The following is a 15,482-nucleotide window of genomic DNA, read 5'->3' as shown; positions in this document are numbered from 1 at the left end:
ATAACGGGAGCTGCAACCTTAGGCCGCAGCTCCCGCGTCTGTACGTCAAGCCCATGCGGGCTTGAACTCAATCACCCCATGTGCAAGCCACCATTGCAGCTGAAGTCTGCGCCGGTGGTGAAGCCGGAATCCTCACCAGCCAACCAAGCGACGATGGCGGCGATTTCTTCGGGCTTGCCCAAACGCTTGATCGGGATGGTGGCGACGATCTTCTCCAGCACGTCGGGTCGAATCGCCTTGACCATATCGGTGCCGATATAGCCGGGGCTGACGGTGTTGACCGTCACACCCTTGCTGGCCACTTCTTGCGCCAGCGCCATCGTGAAGCCGTGCATGCCGGCCTTGGCGGCCGAGTAATTGGTCTGGCCGAACTGGCCCTTTTCACCGTTGACCGAGGAGATATTGATGATGCGGCCCCAGCCCTTGTCCAGCATGTCTTCGATCACCTGTTTGGTGACGTTGAACATGCTGTTCAGATTGGTGTTCATCACTGCATCCCAATCGTCGCGTGTCATCTTGCGGAACATGCCGTCCCGCGTGATGCCGGCGTTATTGACCAGCACCGAGATCGGACCATGCTCGGCCTTGACCTTGGCAAAGGCCTCGACGGTGGAGTCCCAATCGGCCACATTGCCGACCGAAGCATAGAAGGTGTAGCCCAAAGCGGCCTGCTCGCTCAGCCACTTGTCGAAGTCGCGGCTAGGGCCGCAGCCGGCGATGACCTTGAAACCTTCTTTGTGCAGGCGCTGGCACATCGAGGTCCCGATGCCGCCCATGCCACCGGTTACGTAAGCTACTTTTTGAGTCATGTTTGTCTCCAAGATAAAAAAACGGATGGCTCGCTCAGACTCTCGCATGTGCGGGTCTGGGTCAAGCGGGTTGGCCCTAATGTGGTGTCAAGTTGGGCCAATCGTCAGCTGAAAAGAATCAACGCTCGACCGTCAGCGCCACGCCCATGCCGCCACCGATGCACAAGGAGGCAATGCCCTTCTTGGCGTCGCGACGCTGCATTTCATGCAACAGCGTCACCAGGATGCGCGCACCCGAGGCGCCGATCGGATGACCCAACGCGATCGCGCCGCCGTTGACGTTGACCTTGCTCAGATCCCAGCCCATTTCCTGATGCACGGCGCAGGCCTGCGCGGCGAAGGCTTCGTTGATTTCCAACAAGTCGAGGTCCTGCGCCTTCCAGCCGGCGCGCTCCAGCGCCTTCTTCGCGGCGGGCACCGGGCCCATGCCCATGATGGAAGGATCCAGGCCGGCCGAAGCGTAAGAAGCAATACGGGCCAGCGGGGTCAGGCCCAGGCTGGCGGCCTTGGCGGCCGACATGATCAGCAAACCGGCGGCGCCATCATTCAGACCCGAGGCATTGCCGGCGGTGACACTGCCGGTCTTGTCGAAGGCGGGGCGCAAACCGGCCAGCACCTCGGCGGTGCTGCGGCGGTTGATGAACTCATCGGCGTCGAAAACAATCGCGTCGCCCTTCTTCTGCGGAATCGTCACCGCAGCGATTTCATCCTTGAAGCGACCTGCGTCTTGCGCGGCAGCGGCCTTTTGCTGCGAGCCAAAAGCCAGCGCGTCTTGCGCCTCGCGGCTGATGCCGTATTGCTTGGCCACGTTCTCGGCCGTGATGCCCATGTGGTACTGGTTGTAGACATCCCACAGGCCGTCAACAATCATGGTGTCAACCAACTTCCAGTCACCCATGCGCTGGCCGTCCCGCGATCCTGGCAAGACATGGGCGCTCAGGCTCATGCTTTCCTGGCCGCCGGCGATGACGATTTCCGAATCGCCGTCACGAATCGATTGCGCAGCCAGTATCACGGCCTTCAGGCCCGAGCCGCAAACCTTGTTGATCGTCATCGCCGGCACCGTGTTGGGCAGGCCGGCCTTGATGACTGTCTGGCGGGCGGGGTTCTGACCGGCACCGGCCGTCAAGACCTGGCCCATGATCACTTCACTGATCTGCGCGCCGTCGAGGCCGCTGCGACGCAGCAGATCGCGCACGACGGTGGCGCCCAGTTCCACAGCGGTGGTCTTGGCGAGCGTGCCGCCGAATTTGCCAATCGCGGTACGGGCCGCGGAGACGATCACGATGTCGGTCATTTGATTTACTCTCTTTGCACTGTAACTAACAAGTTATCCCGATGAGTTTAGTTCAATCGGGTCGGTGAAAATTCACGTACGACGGGTTCCAAACGGTTACGAACAAAAAGATCAGGCTTTTTGCTGCACATAGCGGCCCGGCGCGGGCTCGATCGGCTTGTATTTGCGGCTGCCCGGCGCCTTGGGCGCGGGCTTGAGGGCGCCGGCATGGGCCGCCAACCAGGCGGACCAATCGGTCCACCAGCTGCCGGGCTGCTCGGTAGCCGTCGCCAGCCAATCATCGGCAGCCGCCGGCAAGGAGGACGATTTGCCGATCCAGTGGCTGCGTTTCTTTTTGGCCGGTGGGTTGATCACGCCGGCGATATGGCCGGAGGCACCCAGCACATAACGCCGCTCGCCCTTGAACACTTGCGTGCTGCGGTAGGCGGCGTCCCAAGGCACGATGTGATCCTCTCGCGAGCCGTAGATATAGACCGGCGCTTTGATCTTGCCCAGATCCAGCGCCTCGCCGCAGACCGTCAAGCGGCCGGGGATCTTCAGCTCGTTTTGCAAATAGGTATGGCGCAAGTACCAGCAGTACATCGGCCCGCTCATATTGGTCGAATCGCCGTTCCAGTACAGCAGATCGAAGGCCGGCGGCGCCTCGCCCTTCAGGTAGTTGCCCACCACATAGTTCCAGACCAGATCGTTCGGCCGCAACATGCTGAAGGTGCTGCCCAGTTCCTGCCCTTTCAAGAGGCCAGGGCCCTTGGGCGACTGCAGGCCTATGGTGGCCTCACGCTTTTTCACCGAGGGCTCGTCGACAAAAATATCCAAGATGCCGTTGCTGGTGAAGTCGATCAAGGTCGTCAGCAAGGTGACGCTGGCGGCCGGCTGCTCGCCGCGCGCCGCCAACACGCCCAAGGCGGTCGACAAAATCGTGCCACCGACGCAAAAGCCCAGGGTATCTATGGTCTTGGCGCCGCTGATTTCTTGCACCACGCTGATCGCCTTGATGGCGGCGTGCTCGATGTAGTCGTCCCAGGTCCAGGCCACGCAGGACGCGTCCGGGTTGCGCCAGCTGATCACAAACAAGCGGTGGCCCTGCTCCACCGCATAGCGGATCAGCGAATTGTCCGGTTGCAGATCGAGGATGTAGTACTTGTTGATGCAAGGCGGCACGAAGAGCAGCGGTCGCTCGAAGACCTTGTCGGTCAGCGGCTTGTACTCGATCAGCTGAAAGAAGTCGTTCTCGAACACGACGTCGCCGGCGGTGGTGGCGACATTGCGACCCACCTCGAAGGCGCTCTCGTCGGTTTGCGAGACATGGCCGCGCTGCAAATCATCCCAAAGCAGTTGCATGCCCTTGCTCAGCGACTCGCCCTTGCTCTCAAGTGCCAGCGCCTGCGCCTCAGGATTCAGCGCCAAGAAGTTACTCGGTGCGGCAGCGTCAACAAACTGCTGCACGGCGAAGCGCACACGCGCGCGCGCCTTGTCTTCGCCCTCGACCTTGTCGGCCATTTGCTGCAAGGTGTTGGCATTGAGCAAATACAGCTGCGCCATGAAGGCGCTGGCCGGGTTGGCGCTCCAGGCCGGGCTGGCAAAGCGGCGGTCGCCCAGCGGCTTTGGCGCGGCAGCGGGTGCGCCTAAGCTGCTTTGCAGCGAGGCATTCCACAGCGCGGTGGCTTGGTTCAGGTAGTTGCTTTGCAATTCGGCCAATGAGGCGGCCGGGATCTGCAGACCCGCTATGGTCTTCCACATTTCCCCGAAGCCGGCGGCGGCCTCGCTGGCTGCTGCGGCGGCCGCGGCCACGGGCAGGGTTTCAGGCTGTGTCGCGGCGCCGGCTGGCGCTCCGGACTTGGGTCTAGCGGTCATAAGTTTCCTCAAACAATAAGGCGTTTGGCGTCATGTCCATCGCGCGACAGCCATTCCAGCCCATCATCGCAGACCTTGTTGTAACCTCCTTGTCTTACCCGCTTATGACGAACCATGTATCTGATCGCAATGGCTTGGGGCTATGTGGCCTTGATGATGGCGCTGGCCGAAGCCACCAGCAGCCAAGGCACCGTGTTGGGCGCCATCGTGACGCTGATACTCTACGGCGTCTTGCCGATTTCCATCGTCTTGTACTTGATGGGCACACCGCACCGCAAGAAAGCGCGCAAGCGTAAAGAGCAAGCGGAGCTGCAAGAACACGAGGCGGCCTTGGCGGCAGCCAATTCAGACCAAACAGATGGCGGCGACCATGCGGCCGCTGACCCGATCACGCCGGTAAGAAAAGAATCTTGAGGGCTCGCTATAGGTGCACCAAGTGCCGCCACTGATGGCGCTCAGTCCCGCGCGCTGCAGGCGTTGCCGCGCCAGCCCGGCCAAATCGGCGCGCCAGCGCGCTTCGCCGGCGGCCTTGGGCCGATAGCTGAAAAATTCGCTGGACGCTGCCACCGCAGGCACCGCGAAGGCCTGCAGCACCTCGACCCCGACCTCGAAGGCCTCAGGCCCAATGCAAGCCCCCAACCAGGCCTGCACATCGCCGGGCCGGCAGCCGGCCTCGCGGCACAGGGTCGCCAAGGTGTGCTCCAGCACGCCGCCAGCCAAGCCGCGCCAGCCGGCGTGAGCGCCGGCCACACCGCCGGGTGCCGCAAACAAGACCGGTAAGCAGTCGGCCACCTGGATCGCCACAGCCAGCCCTGGCGTGGTGCTGACGCTGGCATCGGCACGCAGCACGGGCGCAATATCCAACACATCGGGCAGCGCATGGGCCGCATTCAAAACCACAACCTCGCTGCCATGCACTTGCTGCAAAAAGACCGCCTTGGCGCCCATGGTCTGATCGACCCGCAGGCGGTTAGCTGTCACTGCCGCGGGATCGTCTTGCACCGCTAAGCCGACATTCATGCTCTCGAAGGGCCCGACGCTCGCACCGCCGGCCCGCGTGCTCATGAAGGCTCGCACGCCGGTGGCGGGCTGCGACCACTGCGGCTGCAGCCAATCAGGGTGGGCCGTCAGGGAAGGCGCCTCACTCGGCATCAGGACAGGCCGAGGGCTGGGTTTTCGCAAAAGCGTCCAGCGCCATGCAATTGGCGAACACGCGCATCACTTCGGGCACATGGCTCAGCCGGCAGTCAAAGCGCTGCGCATTGAAGATCTGCGGCACCAGCACACAGTCGGCCAAGCCGGGCGTATCGCCATGGCAGAACTGGCCGGCACTGGCCTTGAGACGCAGCTCGACCACCTCCAGCCCGGTTTCGACCCAGTGGCGGTACCAGCGATTCTTGTTGTCCTCATCCAGACCCAGATCCTTACTCAGGTAGCGCAGCACGCGAAGATTGTTGAGCGGGTGGATCTCGCAGGCGATGTCCTGCGCCAAGGCGCGCACCTGGGCACGGCCCAGGGCGTCAGCGGGCAAGAGAGGCGGCTGCGGGTGGGTTTCATCGAGGTATTCGATGATGGCCATGGACTGGCTGATCAGCGCGTCGCCGTCGCGCAGCAGCGGCACCAGCTTGGACAGCGAGGCGCTGACATAGGCCGGGTCGAACTGTTCGTTCTTGGCCAAATGAACGGCGCGGTAGTCGTAATCCAGCCCTTTGAGCGCCAGCGCAATGCGCACGCGGTAAGAAGCCGAGGAGCGAAAGTAATTGAAGAGTTCCATGGGTCGTGATGATGCCATGAGTGTTTCACCTGTGGCCGCTAAACTGAGGCCCATGTGGAACCCTAGACGCTTCAAACATTGCCCCAGCTGCGGCGCCCCGGTCGAGTACTTGGTGCCGGCCGACGACAACCGCGAACGTGCCACTTGCACGGTCTGCGCCAGCATTCACTACGAGAACCCGATCAATGTGGTGGGTACCCTGCCCGTCTACGGTGAGCAGGTGCTGCTGTGCCGCCGTGCGATCGAGCCGCGCCACGGTTTTTGGACCTTGCCGGCGGGATTTTTGGAGTTGGGCGAAACGGCGGCCGAAGGCGCCCTGCGAGAGACCGACGAAGAAGCCGGCGCGCAAATCGAGTTGCAGCCGCTCTACTGCCTGATGAATGTGGTCAAGGTCGGGCAAATCCATCTGTATTACCGCGCCCGGCTGCTGTCGGACCAATTCAATCCCGGGCCGGAGACGCTCGAAGCCCGGCTTTTTTCTGAACATGAAATCCCCTGGGACGAGCTGGCGTTTCGCACAGTGCGCGAAACCTTGAAGCATTTCTTTGAGGACAGGCGCTTGGGCCGCCCTTTCGAGTTGCACTGCGGCGATCTCAGCTGAAGCTTCAGCGGCTCAGTCCGCCCACAGGCTCTCGACCAAGGACCCAACCTCCAGCGGCGCGCCAGCTTGCCGTGCAGCCTTCCACTCCAGTGGCGCCGGCGCCAAGCGCTTAGATTCCTTGCCGCTCCAGGTCGCCACTTTCAGCGCAAAGACAACCGGGCCTTTGTGCGCCTCGAAGGGCTGAACCGCCTTGAGCCGACTGGTGATCTGCCGCTTCAGCTCCAGATCTAACATGGCATCAAAGTCCAGCCAGACCCGGGCCTGGCCACCGGGCCGCACCGCCACCACGATAAAGCCGCCCACCGACTGCTGCGCACCGCTGGCCAGCACCGCTTCGCCTGCGGCGGCACCCAGCGCCTTGACGTAGGCGGCCATCGCGTCGACATCGGCCACCCGCTCTTCCAGCACCGCGCTGGGCTGCAGCAAGACGATATTGAACTGCGTGATCGGCAGCAGCGGCGGCTGCGGCGACGCCGCCTGCGCGCTGCCAGCAACAAGCAAACCCAGCAGCAGCACCATCCTGAAAAATGGGGTCAGGTTCATTTTTCTTGCTGCCCATGGCCAAAGCCATCCTCGCCCGGACCGGCCTTGGGCGGGTACTTGCCGCTCACCGTTATTGCCCCAGGCGTGCCGTCGCCCAAGGCCCGGTCACACCGTCAAGCTCGCAGTCCCAGAGTGCTTGCACATCCATCGCGTCGCGCAGGCCCTCGGCATAGACCTTCAGCGCCAAACTGCGCAGCATCACCAACATGCCGCGTACAAAGGCCGCGCGGGCCGCGTCGCCCGACACGCCGGTCACCACCGACACATCCAGCTTCACATAGTCCAGGCCAGCCTGGTAGAGCCGGTCGACATGGGCCAAACCGGCGCCGGCATGCTCAAGCCCCAGCTTGACGCCGAGTGGGCGCAGCTGCCTGCCCATCTCGAAGAGCAGATCAAAATGATTGACCGCCGCGCTCTCGGCCAACTCCAGACCGAGCTTGCGTGCGGCCTGCGGAGCATGGAAGACCTGATCCCGCAAACGCGCCACAAAGTTGCCGTCCAGCAGCGAAGCCGGCGCGATATTGACGCAGCGTTGCAAACCGTCTTTGGCGATCGCCTCCAGCGCCAGCGCGACCGCCAACAGGTCGACCTCGGCCGTCAAGCGGCTGCGCACCGCCAAAGGCAGCCAGCGTGTGGCCGGCTCGAACTCGCCCGCTTCCTCCAGTTGCAGTTGCAAGGGGCATTCCAGATGGAGGACCCGACCTTCGCGGTCCAAGACCGGGTATTGCAGCAGCTTGCCGCGCCGGCCCGCCAAGGCCTCACTGATCTGTGAGCGCCAGGCGCGTTCGCCCTGCGCGCGCTGCTGCGCGCTGCCGGCGTTGATGGACTCCACCACAAAGCCGGACTGGTTCTCGGCCCGCGCCAGCGCCGCATCGGCCTCGCCGAACCAGCGACCGACGGTCGACTCGCGCGGCAGATTGACGGCACCCAAGGCCAGTTGAATGCCGCCACCAAAGGCCGGCAAGCTGGCCTGCAGCGCGTCGGACAAGGCCTGTGCCGTCTCGGCCGCTACATCGGGGGCCGGCAGCCACAGGGCAAAGTCGGCACCGTTGAGCCGGCCCGCCAAGCAACCACGCACGCGCTCGGGATAGGCCATCACCGCCTTGGCCATGGTTTGCAAGGCCTGGTCCACCGCCGGGCGGCCCAGGCGCTGATTCAGGCCGGCCAGATCACGCAAGCGAACCAGCACCAAGCCTGCGTGCAACGGCCCTTCATCGCGGGTCAGGGCCGACTCCAGCTCGGCCAGGAAATGCTTGCGCGAGCTCATCCCGGTGAGCGGATCGCAATGCGCTTGCACGCGCAGCACCTGCAACTGATCGGCTTGCGCCTCGAACATGCTCTTGACCCGCAAAACCATCGCGTTCATCGCCTGCGTCAAGCCCTTCAGCTCGGGCACCTGGGGCTCTTCGATGATTTGAAAGCTGCCATCGACGACGGCGCGCGCCTGCGCAACGGCGTTGTCCAGCGGGCGGCGGATGCGGTGCAGGGCCAGGTAGGCCCCTATGCTGGCCAATAGGCCCAAGGCGCCGAGCAAGAGGCTGATGCGGCTCAAGCTGCGCCACAACTCGTCGTGGGCGTAGGCCGAATGCGACAGCACTTCGACCGAGCCAATCGCGTTCCAACCATTCGAGACCTGGGCCACGCCGGGCTGCACGGCGATAGGCAGCAGTGCTACAAACCAGGCCGGCGCCTTGCTGGGCTGAGCAGCAGCCTGGCGCTCGAATGCGAGCTTGCCGTCGGCCTTGCGCCAGACCACGCTTTGGTAGTAGCCGGTATCGAATTGCGCCGAAATCAGCAGCTCCATCAGTTCCCCATCACCATGCTGCTGCGACAAAGCCAGGGCCAGCGCGGCCGCGTTATCGCTGTTTTTGATCTGCAGCTGGGTTTGCAGCAGTTGCCGGGTCGAATAAGTGGACACGGCCACACTGCCGGCCAGCGCCAGCAAGACCACACCCAGCAACAGCAACCAGACTTGACGCATCAAGGACATGGCAAATCCCAATCAAAAGTATTCATCTTGTTCAAAAACCTTCCGCGCGCGCCTTGGCGAGCAAGTCGCGCCACTGTGAGAGCCTGACCATGGGGTCACCGGCCGATGTGGCCCCGACGCCCTGCCACAAACCCTCGCCGTTAAAACTGAATACCGGCTGCAGATCGGGTCTCTGTGAGGCCGGCCTGACATCACCGATCAGATTATCCAGAATCAGGGGCTCCGCCCCCGGCTCGGCATAGTAGGCCAGCACCATGTGTGCGAGCGATCGCCCGCCCACCATGGCGCGCACATAGACCATGCGCAGCTTGGCCACCGGCGTGCCGGCCGCTATCAGGCTCAGGTATTTGGCGATGGCATAGTCCTCGCAGTCGCCCCGCCCCTTGTCCAGTGCCTCCAAGGGGCTGGCCCAGAAGTCAACCTTGCCCCAGACCTCGATATCGTCATGAAACTCGATGCGGCGGTTCAAATAGCTGTTGAGCGCCGTCAGCCGCTGCGGCTCCTCCAGAGCGGTGGCGCGCTCGATCGCTTGCAGCAGCGCTTGTGCTTCGCCGACGGTGCGAGGGTTGAATTTGGCGGCCGCTTCCAAAAAGCGCGCATTGTCCAAGGCCGCGCAAGGCAGCAGCCATAGAGAGCCGGCCAAGGCAAATAGCCCGAGCAGCCGTCCACCACACAGCCAGCGCGGCTTGTTCGGGAAGACTCTGCGGGTGAACGGGGCCATGCTGTAGCGGATGCGCCCTCGCGTGGAGAGCAATAATCAATCGGAGCCAGGCGGACTGTGCGGATAATGCGAAGCACTTTACAGCCTGTGCATCCGGCCCATCCCTGAAGTCGCGCCTAAATCACCGCCAATCAATGAGCATCCCATCCATACGCCAAGAAATTGACAGTTCGCGCAAGAGTGGCGTGCTCAAGACCATCTTGATTCCGCCCTGCCCCGAATTGCTGGCGCGCTTGCAGCAGGCGATGGCGCAGGAGCAGCCCGATCTGAATGAAGTGGCCCGCATTGCGGCCAGCGATGTGGCGATGTCGGCCATATTGCTGCGCATGGCCAACAGCCCCGTGCACATCGCCGACGGCATGCCTTGCACGACGGTGGGCCAGGCCATGACCCGCATCGGCCTCAAAGAAACCACCGCCATCATGACCGGCTTTTTGCTGAAAAACGCCATTCCGGTCAACAGCCCGCATTTGGCGCGCTTTTGGGAGCGTTCGGCCAAGCGTGCGTTGGCGATGTCTTTTGTGGCGCGCCAATTGCCTGGCATCTCGGTCGATTTGGCCCATACCTACGGGCTGTTTTGCCATGTCGGCATGCCGGTCTTGCTGCAATGCGTGCGCGGCTATGGCTCGACCATGGTGGAAGCTGCCGCCCGTGTCGACCGCTCCTACATCGCCACCGAGAACGCCAACCACCGCACCGACCACGCGGTGGCCGGCGCCCTGCTGGCGCGCGCCTGGAATATGGCGCCCGAGCTGATGGCCGCCATCCGCCTGCATCACGACTTGTTCTCGCTCGGCGACAGCCGGGTCGAGCCGGAAGTCCACACCTTGATTGCCGCCGGCTTAATTGCCGAGCATTTGATGCGTTTGCACGAAGGCCTGCCTGAAGACGCCGACTGGATCGCCCATGCCCCGCAAGCGCTCGACTGGTTGAACGCCAGCCTGGCCGACGTTGAGCACTGGGACGATTTGCTGCGGCCTATTTTGGATGAAGCCTAGGTCGCCGCTTGGCTAACGCCCAAGCTAAGCTGCGATTGCCCTAGATCAAAGTTCAGCGCTGCATGCCGCCACAGAATTCAGGCCATGCAGCGACTCAACACCCCCCTCGATCAGCCAGCTCCCGCCCGCAACGTCGAGTCTGCGACTCAGCGCTTGGACCGACTGCTGCATGCCAGCGCAGCACCGTTGACAAAAGGTCTGTCTCCGGTGGCACTGGCGCTGGCCGTCGCAGACTGGGCCTGGCATTTGGCCGTGTCGCCGGGCCGGCAGCTGGAGCTGGCTGGCTTGGGCGCACAGCTCGCCACCCAGACCCTGAAAGACAGCGTGCCTGCCGATGCGCCGGTCGCAGGGATTGGCGAGGCGGACGAAGACCCGCGTTTTCGCCATCAAGCCTGGGCGCAATGGCCGTTCAACGCTTTGCGCAGCGGTTTTAGGCAAAGTGAGACCTTTTGGCAGGAGGCCGGGCACATGCCAGGCATGAGTGCCCACCATGCCGAGATGACCCAGTTTTTTGCCCGCCAAGCCTTGAATATGCTGGCGCCGGCCAACTGGCTGGTGAGCAATCCGGTCGTGCTGCAAGATGCGGTGGCCAGCCAGGGTGCCCATCTGCTCCAGGGTGCTCGGCACTATATGGAGGACATCAGCGGCGCGGGGTCGGCGGCCGCGCCGCGCCATCTGCCAGGACGGGACGTCGCCATCACGCCCGGCGAGGTGGTGATGCGTAACCACCTGGTTGAGCTGATCCGCTACAGCCCGCAGACCAAACAGGTCCACCCGGAGCCGCTGCTGATCGTGCCGTCGTGGATCATGAAGTACTACATCCTCGACCTGTCGCCGCACAACTCGATGGTGCGCTTTCTGGTCGAGCAGGGCCATCAGGTCTATATGCTGTCCTGGCGCAACCCGGACGCCAGCGACCATGATCTGAGCATGAGTGACTATCTGCGCCTGGGCGTCTTTGAGGCGCTGCGGGCCATAGCGCAGATTCACGGCAAGGCCAGATCCGTCCATGCCATGGGTTACTGCTTGGGCGGCACCTTGCTCGCCATCGCGGCGGCCGCCCTGGCGCGGCGAGGCGACGCCCAAGTTGCCGGGGCCGATCTCTTGCCCCCGCTGTGCTCGCTGACGCTGCTGGCGGCGCAGACCGACTTCTCCGAGCCGGGCGAGTTGGGTCTGTTCATCGATGAGAGCCAGATCGGCTATGTCGATGAAATCACCCGCGGCAAGGGCTATTTGACCGGCGAGCAAATGGCCGGCTCCTTCCAGTTTTTGCACTCCCAAGATCTGGTCTGGACCCGCCGCATGCGCGAGTACCTGATGGGTGAACGCGAGCCCCACAGCGATTTGATGGACTGGAATGCCGACACCACCCGCATGCCGGCCCGCATGCACCATGAGTACCTCAGCGCGCTCTACCTGCACAACGCGCTGGCCACCAGCAGCTACCGGGTGGACGGTCGCAGCGTGTCGCTGGGTGACATCGAAGCTCCGATCTTTCTGGTCGGCACCGAGCGGGACCATGTCTCGCCTTGGGCGTCGGTTTACAAGCTGCACCATTTGTGCGAGGCCGAAATCACCTTTGTCTTGACCAGCGGCGGCCACAACGCCGGCATCATCTCCGAGCCTGCCCATGCCGGACGCCGCTACAAGATGGATACCCGCCCGCGTCATGGCGCCTGGGTGCCGCAACAAGAATGGGGCCAGGGCTTGGAATCCACCAGCGGCTCATGGTGGCTGGCTTGGCATGCATGGCTGGCCGCCCGATCTTCAGCCCCGGCCAGCCCCAAGGCCCCGCCGAAGACCATGCTGCTGGGCGCAGCGCCGGGCGACTATGTACGCCAGTGCTATTCAGACTGAGCGCATTGCCCAGCAGCAAAGCCAGCGCCTGCAGGCCTTGCTGCGGGCAGCACAGGCAACGCCTTTTTACCGCCCGCTGCTGCAGGGCCGCGATCTGACGCAGCTGAAGCTGCAAGAGCTGCCTGTCATCAGCAAAGCCGGGCTGATGCAAGCATTCGAGCAGCATGTCAGCGACCCGCTGCTCAAGCTCACAGAGCTGCAAGCGCTGTGCCGCGACCCGGGGCGCGTTGCCGAGCGCTACCTCGGCCGCTACACCGTCTGGGAAAGCTCGGGCAGCAGCGGCCAGCCCGGCGTCTATGTGCAGGACGAGGCGGCGATGGCCGTGTACGAGAACCTGGAGGGCACGCGACGGTCTTCACCAAGACCCTGGGCGCGCTTGTGGGACCCGCTTTACCTGAGCGAGCGCTTTGCGTTCGTGGGGGCTTTGACTGGCAACTCAGGCGGTCATTTCGCCAGCCATGTCTCGGTGGAGCGACTGCGCCGCGCCCAACCCTGGATGACGCGCCAGTGGCGCAGCTTCTCCATCCTGCAGCCCACGTCCGCCTTGATCGCCCAGCTGGACGCCTTCGCGCCAAGCATCATCGCGACCTATCCGACCGCAGCGTTGCTGCTGGCAGAGGAATTCGAGCGTGGCGCCCTGCACTGCAGTCCACAAGAAATCTGGACCGGTGGCGAAACTCTCAGCGCCGCCATGCGCAAGCGCATCGAGTGCGCCTTCGGCTGCGCGCTGCGCAACAGCTACGGTGCATCAGAGTTCTTGCCGCTGGCCTGGGAATGTGAGCAAGGCCATCTGCATCTCAACGCCGACTGGGTGATTCTGGAGCCGGTCGATGCGCAATACCGCCCCACACCCTTGGGCCAATGCTCGCACACCAGCTTGCTGACGAATCTGGCCAATCATGTGCAGCCGCTGATCCGCTATGACATTGGCGACAGCGTCACGCTGGCCGCCGAGCGCTGCGCCTGTGGCTCGGCCCTGCCGGTGCTGCAAGTGCAGGGTCGGCGCGACGACATGCTCTATCTGTCTGATCGCAGCGGCGGCCGCTTGGCACTGCTGCCGCTGGCTTTGACGACGGTGCTGGAGGACGAAGCCGGGCTGTTCGACTTCCAGCTGCAGCAGCTCGGCCCCGCGGCGCTGCGCCTGCAACTGGGTGCCACGGCCGACCACAGCCGGTCGGCACGCGAACACTGCCGCCGCGTGCTGCATCGGTTTTTGCTGGCGCAGGGCTGTTCCGACATATCCTTGAGCATCTGCAGCGGCCAGGCCTTCAAGCGCGGGCGCAGCGGCAAGCAAAAACGCATTTTGGCCATGCCCTGAGCACTGAGCGCTCAGCCCCCCCACCCACCGGCTTCACCCTCATGAATAAAAGTCTGCTCGTCACCTCCACGTGCTTGTCAGGTCTGGCGGCCGCGCTGTGCCTGTTGGCACAGCCAGCATCCGCGAGTCAACAAATGGCGGCCGATATGGGCTGCTACAACTGTCACGGCAGCCCAAAGCTCCAGACCGCACCGTCCATGGCCAGCCTGGCCGAACATGCCGCCAAGGCGCGCGGCGACGATGAAGCGCTGAAAAAACGGGCGCAAAAGCTGCGCGCAGGCTCGGCGCTGCACCCGATCGCGGCGCACGAGCGGCTCAGCCCCGAGGCGGCCGAGCTGCTGGTGCGCTGGCTCAGCGAGGGCGCCAAATAGACCTGCCATCGGCCTTTCAAACAAAGACAGCCGAGGGCAACAGCACAAGGCCATCCACTATGCTTGCCAGCCAAGAATTGCAGCAGCACAGGAGTGGCCCAGATGGCTTTGGACGTCATAGCAGAGATCAGCCTTTACAACGCGGGGCGCGACGCGGAGCGACTGCAAATGAAGTACCGGCGCATGCGCGCTTCGGACTTCGCCTTTTTGCGTGGCAGCTGCCATCTTTTTTTTGCCCAGCTGCCCGGCGAAGCGCTGCTCTTGGGCGGCAAGGCCGACATCCCCCAAGCTTGGGCCTGCGGCGATCTGCATATCGAGAACTTCGGCAGCTTCAAGGGCGAAAACCGCCTGGTCTACTTCGACATCAATGACTTCGACGAGGCCGCCTTGGCGCCCTGCAGCTGGGATGCGCTGCGCTTGCTGACCAGTCTTCAGGTGGGTGCGCAAGGGTTGCAGCTCAGCGAGAACGAGCTGGCCGCGCTGAGCCAGGTCTTTGTGGATCGCTATGCCGGCGCATTGCGTGAGGGCCGCGCCCTGTGGATAGAGCGCGAAACCGCCAGCGGACCGGTGCACACCTTGCTGAGCGACTTGCAGGGGCGCAAGCGCGCGGCGTTTTTGAATAGCCGCACGCGCCTCGACGACAAGCAACGCCGCCTCAAACTCGACGGCAAGAAAGCCCTGGCCGCCAGCGAGGCCGAACGCGCCGAGGTGGCGGCTTTGATGCAGGCGTTTGCAAAAACCCAGGCCAAGCCCGACTTCTTTGAGGTCTTGGATGTCGGGCGGCGCATCGCCGGCACCGGCAGCCTGGGTCTGCCGCGTTATGTGCTGCTGGTGGCCGGCAAGGGTGGGCCGGACGAAAACTATCTGCTCGACCTCAAGCTGGCCGTGCCATCGAGCCTCATGCCCCATTTGCAGGGGCGCGGGCCGCAGCCCGCCTGGCCCAGCGAAGCCGAGCGCATCGTCGCCACCCAGCGCAGCATGCAGGCGCTAAGCCCGGCGTTTTTGCAAACCGTGCAGATGCAGGGTCAGCACTTTGTGCTGCGCGATCTGCAGCCCAGCGAGGACCGCATCGCCATCGCGGCCGAGTCCTTCAAGCCCGGCGAGCTGGCGAAGAAGCTGGCCCAGCTGATGGCCTCAATGGCTGAGTTGCTGGCCTGGGCGCAGCTGCGCAGCTCGGGCCGGCGCGGCGCCTGCCCGGCCGATGCCTTGATCGAATTTGGCCACGCCCAAAGCCAATGGCAGCCCCAGCTCATGCGCGCCACCCAGGCCTGCACCGAGCAGCTCAGGGCGGATGCCGCAGCCTTCAACAAAGCCTATGACGGCGGCGCTTTTGCGGCCTGAATCGGCAC

The 15,482-nt window shown here is 63.7% G+C and carries 15 protein-coding genes; 7 read left to right on the top strand and 8 right to left on the bottom strand.

The genetic code is table 11. The annotated features are described in order from the left end of the window. Positions 1-71: 71 nt before the first annotated feature. The 3 genes from phbB to phaC all read right to left on the bottom strand — a co-directional run bounded on the left by phbB (position 72) and on the right by phaC (position 3,960). On the bottom strand, positions 72-809 hold the full coding sequence (gene phbB / locus PRZ03_RS06470) for an acetoacetyl-CoA reductase (RefSeq protein ID WP_263533171.1): 738 nt from the start codon (positions 807-809) through the stop codon (positions 72-74). Between the two features lie 118 nt (positions 810-927). Beyond that, complete coding sequence (locus tag PRZ03_RS06465) at positions 928-2,106, bottom strand: acetyl-CoA C-acetyltransferase (protein WP_273599533.1); 1,179 nt, start codon at positions 2,104-2,106, stop codon at positions 928-930. 111 nt (positions 2,107-2,217) lie between these two features. Beyond that, positions 2,218-3,960: a class I poly(R)-hydroxyalkanoic acid synthase gene (gene phaC, locus PRZ03_RS06460; protein ID WP_409993931.1), complete on the bottom strand. Its 1,743-nt coding sequence runs from the start codon at positions 3,958-3,960 to the stop codon at positions 2,218-2,220. A 114-nt stretch (positions 3,961-4,074) separates the two neighbouring features. On the opposite strand from phaC, the gene PRZ03_RS06455 reads away from it, so the two are divergent. Beyond that, positions 4,075-4,374, top strand: coding sequence for a hypothetical protein (locus tag PRZ03_RS06455; RefSeq protein ID WP_263533173.1), 300 nt, complete (start codon positions 4,075-4,077; stop codon positions 4,372-4,374). On the opposite strand, the gene pgeF is transcribed toward PRZ03_RS06455, so the two are convergent. Together pgeF and maiA are read right to left on the bottom strand one after the other, a co-directional pair. Further along, positions 4,306-5,112: a peptidoglycan editing factor PgeF gene (gene pgeF, locus PRZ03_RS06450; protein WP_273599532.1), complete on the bottom strand. Its 807-nt coding sequence runs from the start codon at positions 5,110-5,112 to the stop codon at positions 4,306-4,308. The two genes, PRZ03_RS06455 and pgeF, sit on opposite strands and share 69 nt — an antisense overlap. Further along, a complete protein-coding gene (maiA, locus tag PRZ03_RS06445) occupies positions 5,102-5,734 on the bottom strand; it encodes a maleylacetoacetate isomerase (RefSeq protein ID WP_273599705.1) in 633 nt (210 codons plus the stop codon). Before maiA ends, pgeF begins: the two co-directional genes overlap by 11 nt. 52 nt (positions 5,735-5,786) lie before the next feature. On the opposite strand from maiA, the gene PRZ03_RS06440 reads away from it, so the two are divergent. Continuing rightward, positions 5,787-6,335 carry an NUDIX hydrolase gene (locus PRZ03_RS06440; protein ID WP_263533176.1) on the top strand — a complete coding sequence of 183 codons (549 nt, stop codon included), beginning with the start codon at positions 5,787-5,789 and terminating at the stop codon, positions 6,333-6,335. Positions 6,336-6,347: 12 nt separating this feature from the next. Here PRZ03_RS06440 and PRZ03_RS06435 read toward each other — a convergent pair whose 3' ends face one another. The 3 genes from PRZ03_RS06435 to PRZ03_RS06425 all read right to left on the bottom strand — a co-directional run bounded on the left by PRZ03_RS06435 (position 6,348) and on the right by PRZ03_RS06425 (position 9,589). Further along, positions 6,348-6,878, bottom strand: coding sequence for a hypothetical protein (locus tag PRZ03_RS06435; protein ID WP_273599531.1), 531 nt, complete (start codon positions 6,876-6,878; stop codon positions 6,348-6,350). A gap of 70 nt (positions 6,879-6,948) precedes the next feature. Beyond that, positions 6,949-8,868: a bifunctional diguanylate cyclase/phosphodiesterase gene (locus PRZ03_RS06430; RefSeq protein ID WP_273599530.1), complete on the bottom strand. Its 1,920-nt coding sequence runs from the start codon at positions 8,866-8,868 to the stop codon at positions 6,949-6,951. Positions 8,869-8,899: 31 nt separating this feature from the next. Beyond that, positions 8,900-9,589, bottom strand: coding sequence for a transglutaminase-like cysteine peptidase (locus PRZ03_RS06425; RefSeq protein ID WP_273599529.1), 690 nt, complete (start codon positions 9,587-9,589; stop codon positions 8,900-8,902). A 134-nt stretch (positions 9,590-9,723) separates the two neighbouring features. Between PRZ03_RS06425 and PRZ03_RS06420 the strand changes: the two genes are divergently transcribed. From PRZ03_RS06420 to PRZ03_RS06400, 5 genes are all read left to right on the top strand, one after another. Then, positions 9,724-10,587 carry an HDOD domain-containing protein gene (locus PRZ03_RS06420; protein WP_263533180.1) on the top strand — a complete coding sequence of 288 codons (864 nt, stop codon included), beginning with the start codon at positions 9,724-9,726 and terminating at the stop codon, positions 10,585-10,587. 84 nt (positions 10,588-10,671) lie between these two features. Continuing rightward, a complete protein-coding gene (locus PRZ03_RS06415; RefSeq protein WP_273599527.1) occupies positions 10,672-12,444 on the top strand; it encodes a PHA/PHB synthase family protein in 1,773 nt (590 codons plus the stop codon). Further along, positions 12,419-13,762: a phenylacetate--CoA ligase family protein gene (locus PRZ03_RS06410; protein WP_273599526.1), complete on the top strand. Its 1,344-nt coding sequence runs from the start codon at positions 12,419-12,421 to the stop codon at positions 13,760-13,762. The genes PRZ03_RS06415 and PRZ03_RS06410 overlap by 26 nt, the downstream gene beginning before the upstream one ends. A 41-nt stretch (positions 13,763-13,803) precedes the next feature. Further along, positions 13,804-14,133 carry a hypothetical protein gene (locus PRZ03_RS06405; RefSeq protein WP_273599525.1) on the top strand — a complete coding sequence of 110 codons (330 nt, stop codon included), beginning with the start codon at positions 13,804-13,806 and terminating at the stop codon, positions 14,131-14,133. A gap of 102 nt (positions 14,134-14,235) precedes the next feature. Then, entirely contained in the window at positions 14,236-15,474 is a 1,239-nt protein-coding gene (locus tag PRZ03_RS06400; RefSeq protein ID WP_273599524.1) for a DUF2252 domain-containing protein, read from the top strand. Positions 15,475-15,482 lie beyond the last annotated feature (8 nt).

This window comes from Roseateles albus, assembly GCF_028595345.1.
In the GTDB taxonomy this organism is placed as follows: Bacteria; Pseudomonadota; Gammaproteobacteria; order Burkholderiales; family Burkholderiaceae_C; genus Paucibacter_A; species Paucibacter_A albus.
Note: the sequence above shows the minus strand (reverse complement) of the source record. Positions and strands in the feature narration are given on the sequence as shown.

Coding starts and splice junctions, on each gene's coding strand:
- PRZ03_RS06405 (WP_273599525.1), top strand. CDS start 13,804: ATGAATAAAAGTCTGCTCGTCACCTCCACGTGCTTGTCAGGTCTGGCG.
- PRZ03_RS06425 (WP_273599529.1), bottom strand. CDS start 9,589: ATGGCCCCGTTCACCCGCAGAGTCTTCCCGAACAAGCCGCGCTGGCTG.
- PRZ03_RS06400 (WP_273599524.1), top strand. CDS start 14,236: ATGGCTTTGGACGTCATAGCAGAGATCAGCCTTTACAACGCGGGGCGC.
- pgeF (WP_273599532.1), bottom strand. CDS start 5,112: ATGCCGAGTGAGGCGCCTTCCCTGACGGCCCACCCTGATTGGCTGCAG.
- PRZ03_RS06440 (WP_263533176.1), top strand. CDS start 5,787: ATGTGGAACCCTAGACGCTTCAAACATTGCCCCAGCTGCGGCGCCCCG.
- phaC (WP_409993931.1), bottom strand. CDS start 3,960: ATGACCGCTAGACCCAAGTCCGGAGCGCCAGCCGGCGCCGCGACACAG.
- PRZ03_RS06415 (WP_273599527.1), top strand. CDS start 10,672: ATGCAGCGACTCAACACCCCCCTCGATCAGCCAGCTCCCGCCCGCAAC.
- PRZ03_RS06455 (WP_263533173.1), top strand. CDS start 4,075: ATGTATCTGATCGCAATGGCTTGGGGCTATGTGGCCTTGATGATGGCG.
- phbB (WP_263533171.1), bottom strand. CDS start 809: ATGACTCAAAAAGTAGCTTACGTAACCGGTGGCATGGGCGGCATCGGG.
- PRZ03_RS06435 (WP_273599531.1), bottom strand. CDS start 6,878: ATGAACCTGACCCCATTTTTCAGGATGGTGCTGCTGCTGGGTTTGCTT.
- maiA (WP_273599705.1), bottom strand. CDS start 5,734: ATGGAACTCTTCAATTACTTTCGCTCCTCGGCTTCTTACCGCGTGCGC.
- PRZ03_RS06430 (WP_273599530.1), bottom strand. CDS start 8,868: ATGTCCTTGATGCGTCAAGTCTGGTTGCTGTTGCTGGGTGTGGTCTTG.
- PRZ03_RS06410 (WP_273599526.1), top strand. CDS start 12,419: ATGTACGCCAGTGCTATTCAGACTGAGCGCATTGCCCAGCAGCAAAGC.
- PRZ03_RS06465 (WP_273599533.1), bottom strand. CDS start 2,106: ATGACCGACATCGTGATCGTCTCCGCGGCCCGTACCGCGATTGGCAAA.
- PRZ03_RS06420 (WP_263533180.1), top strand. CDS start 9,724: ATGAGCATCCCATCCATACGCCAAGAAATTGACAGTTCGCGCAAGAGT.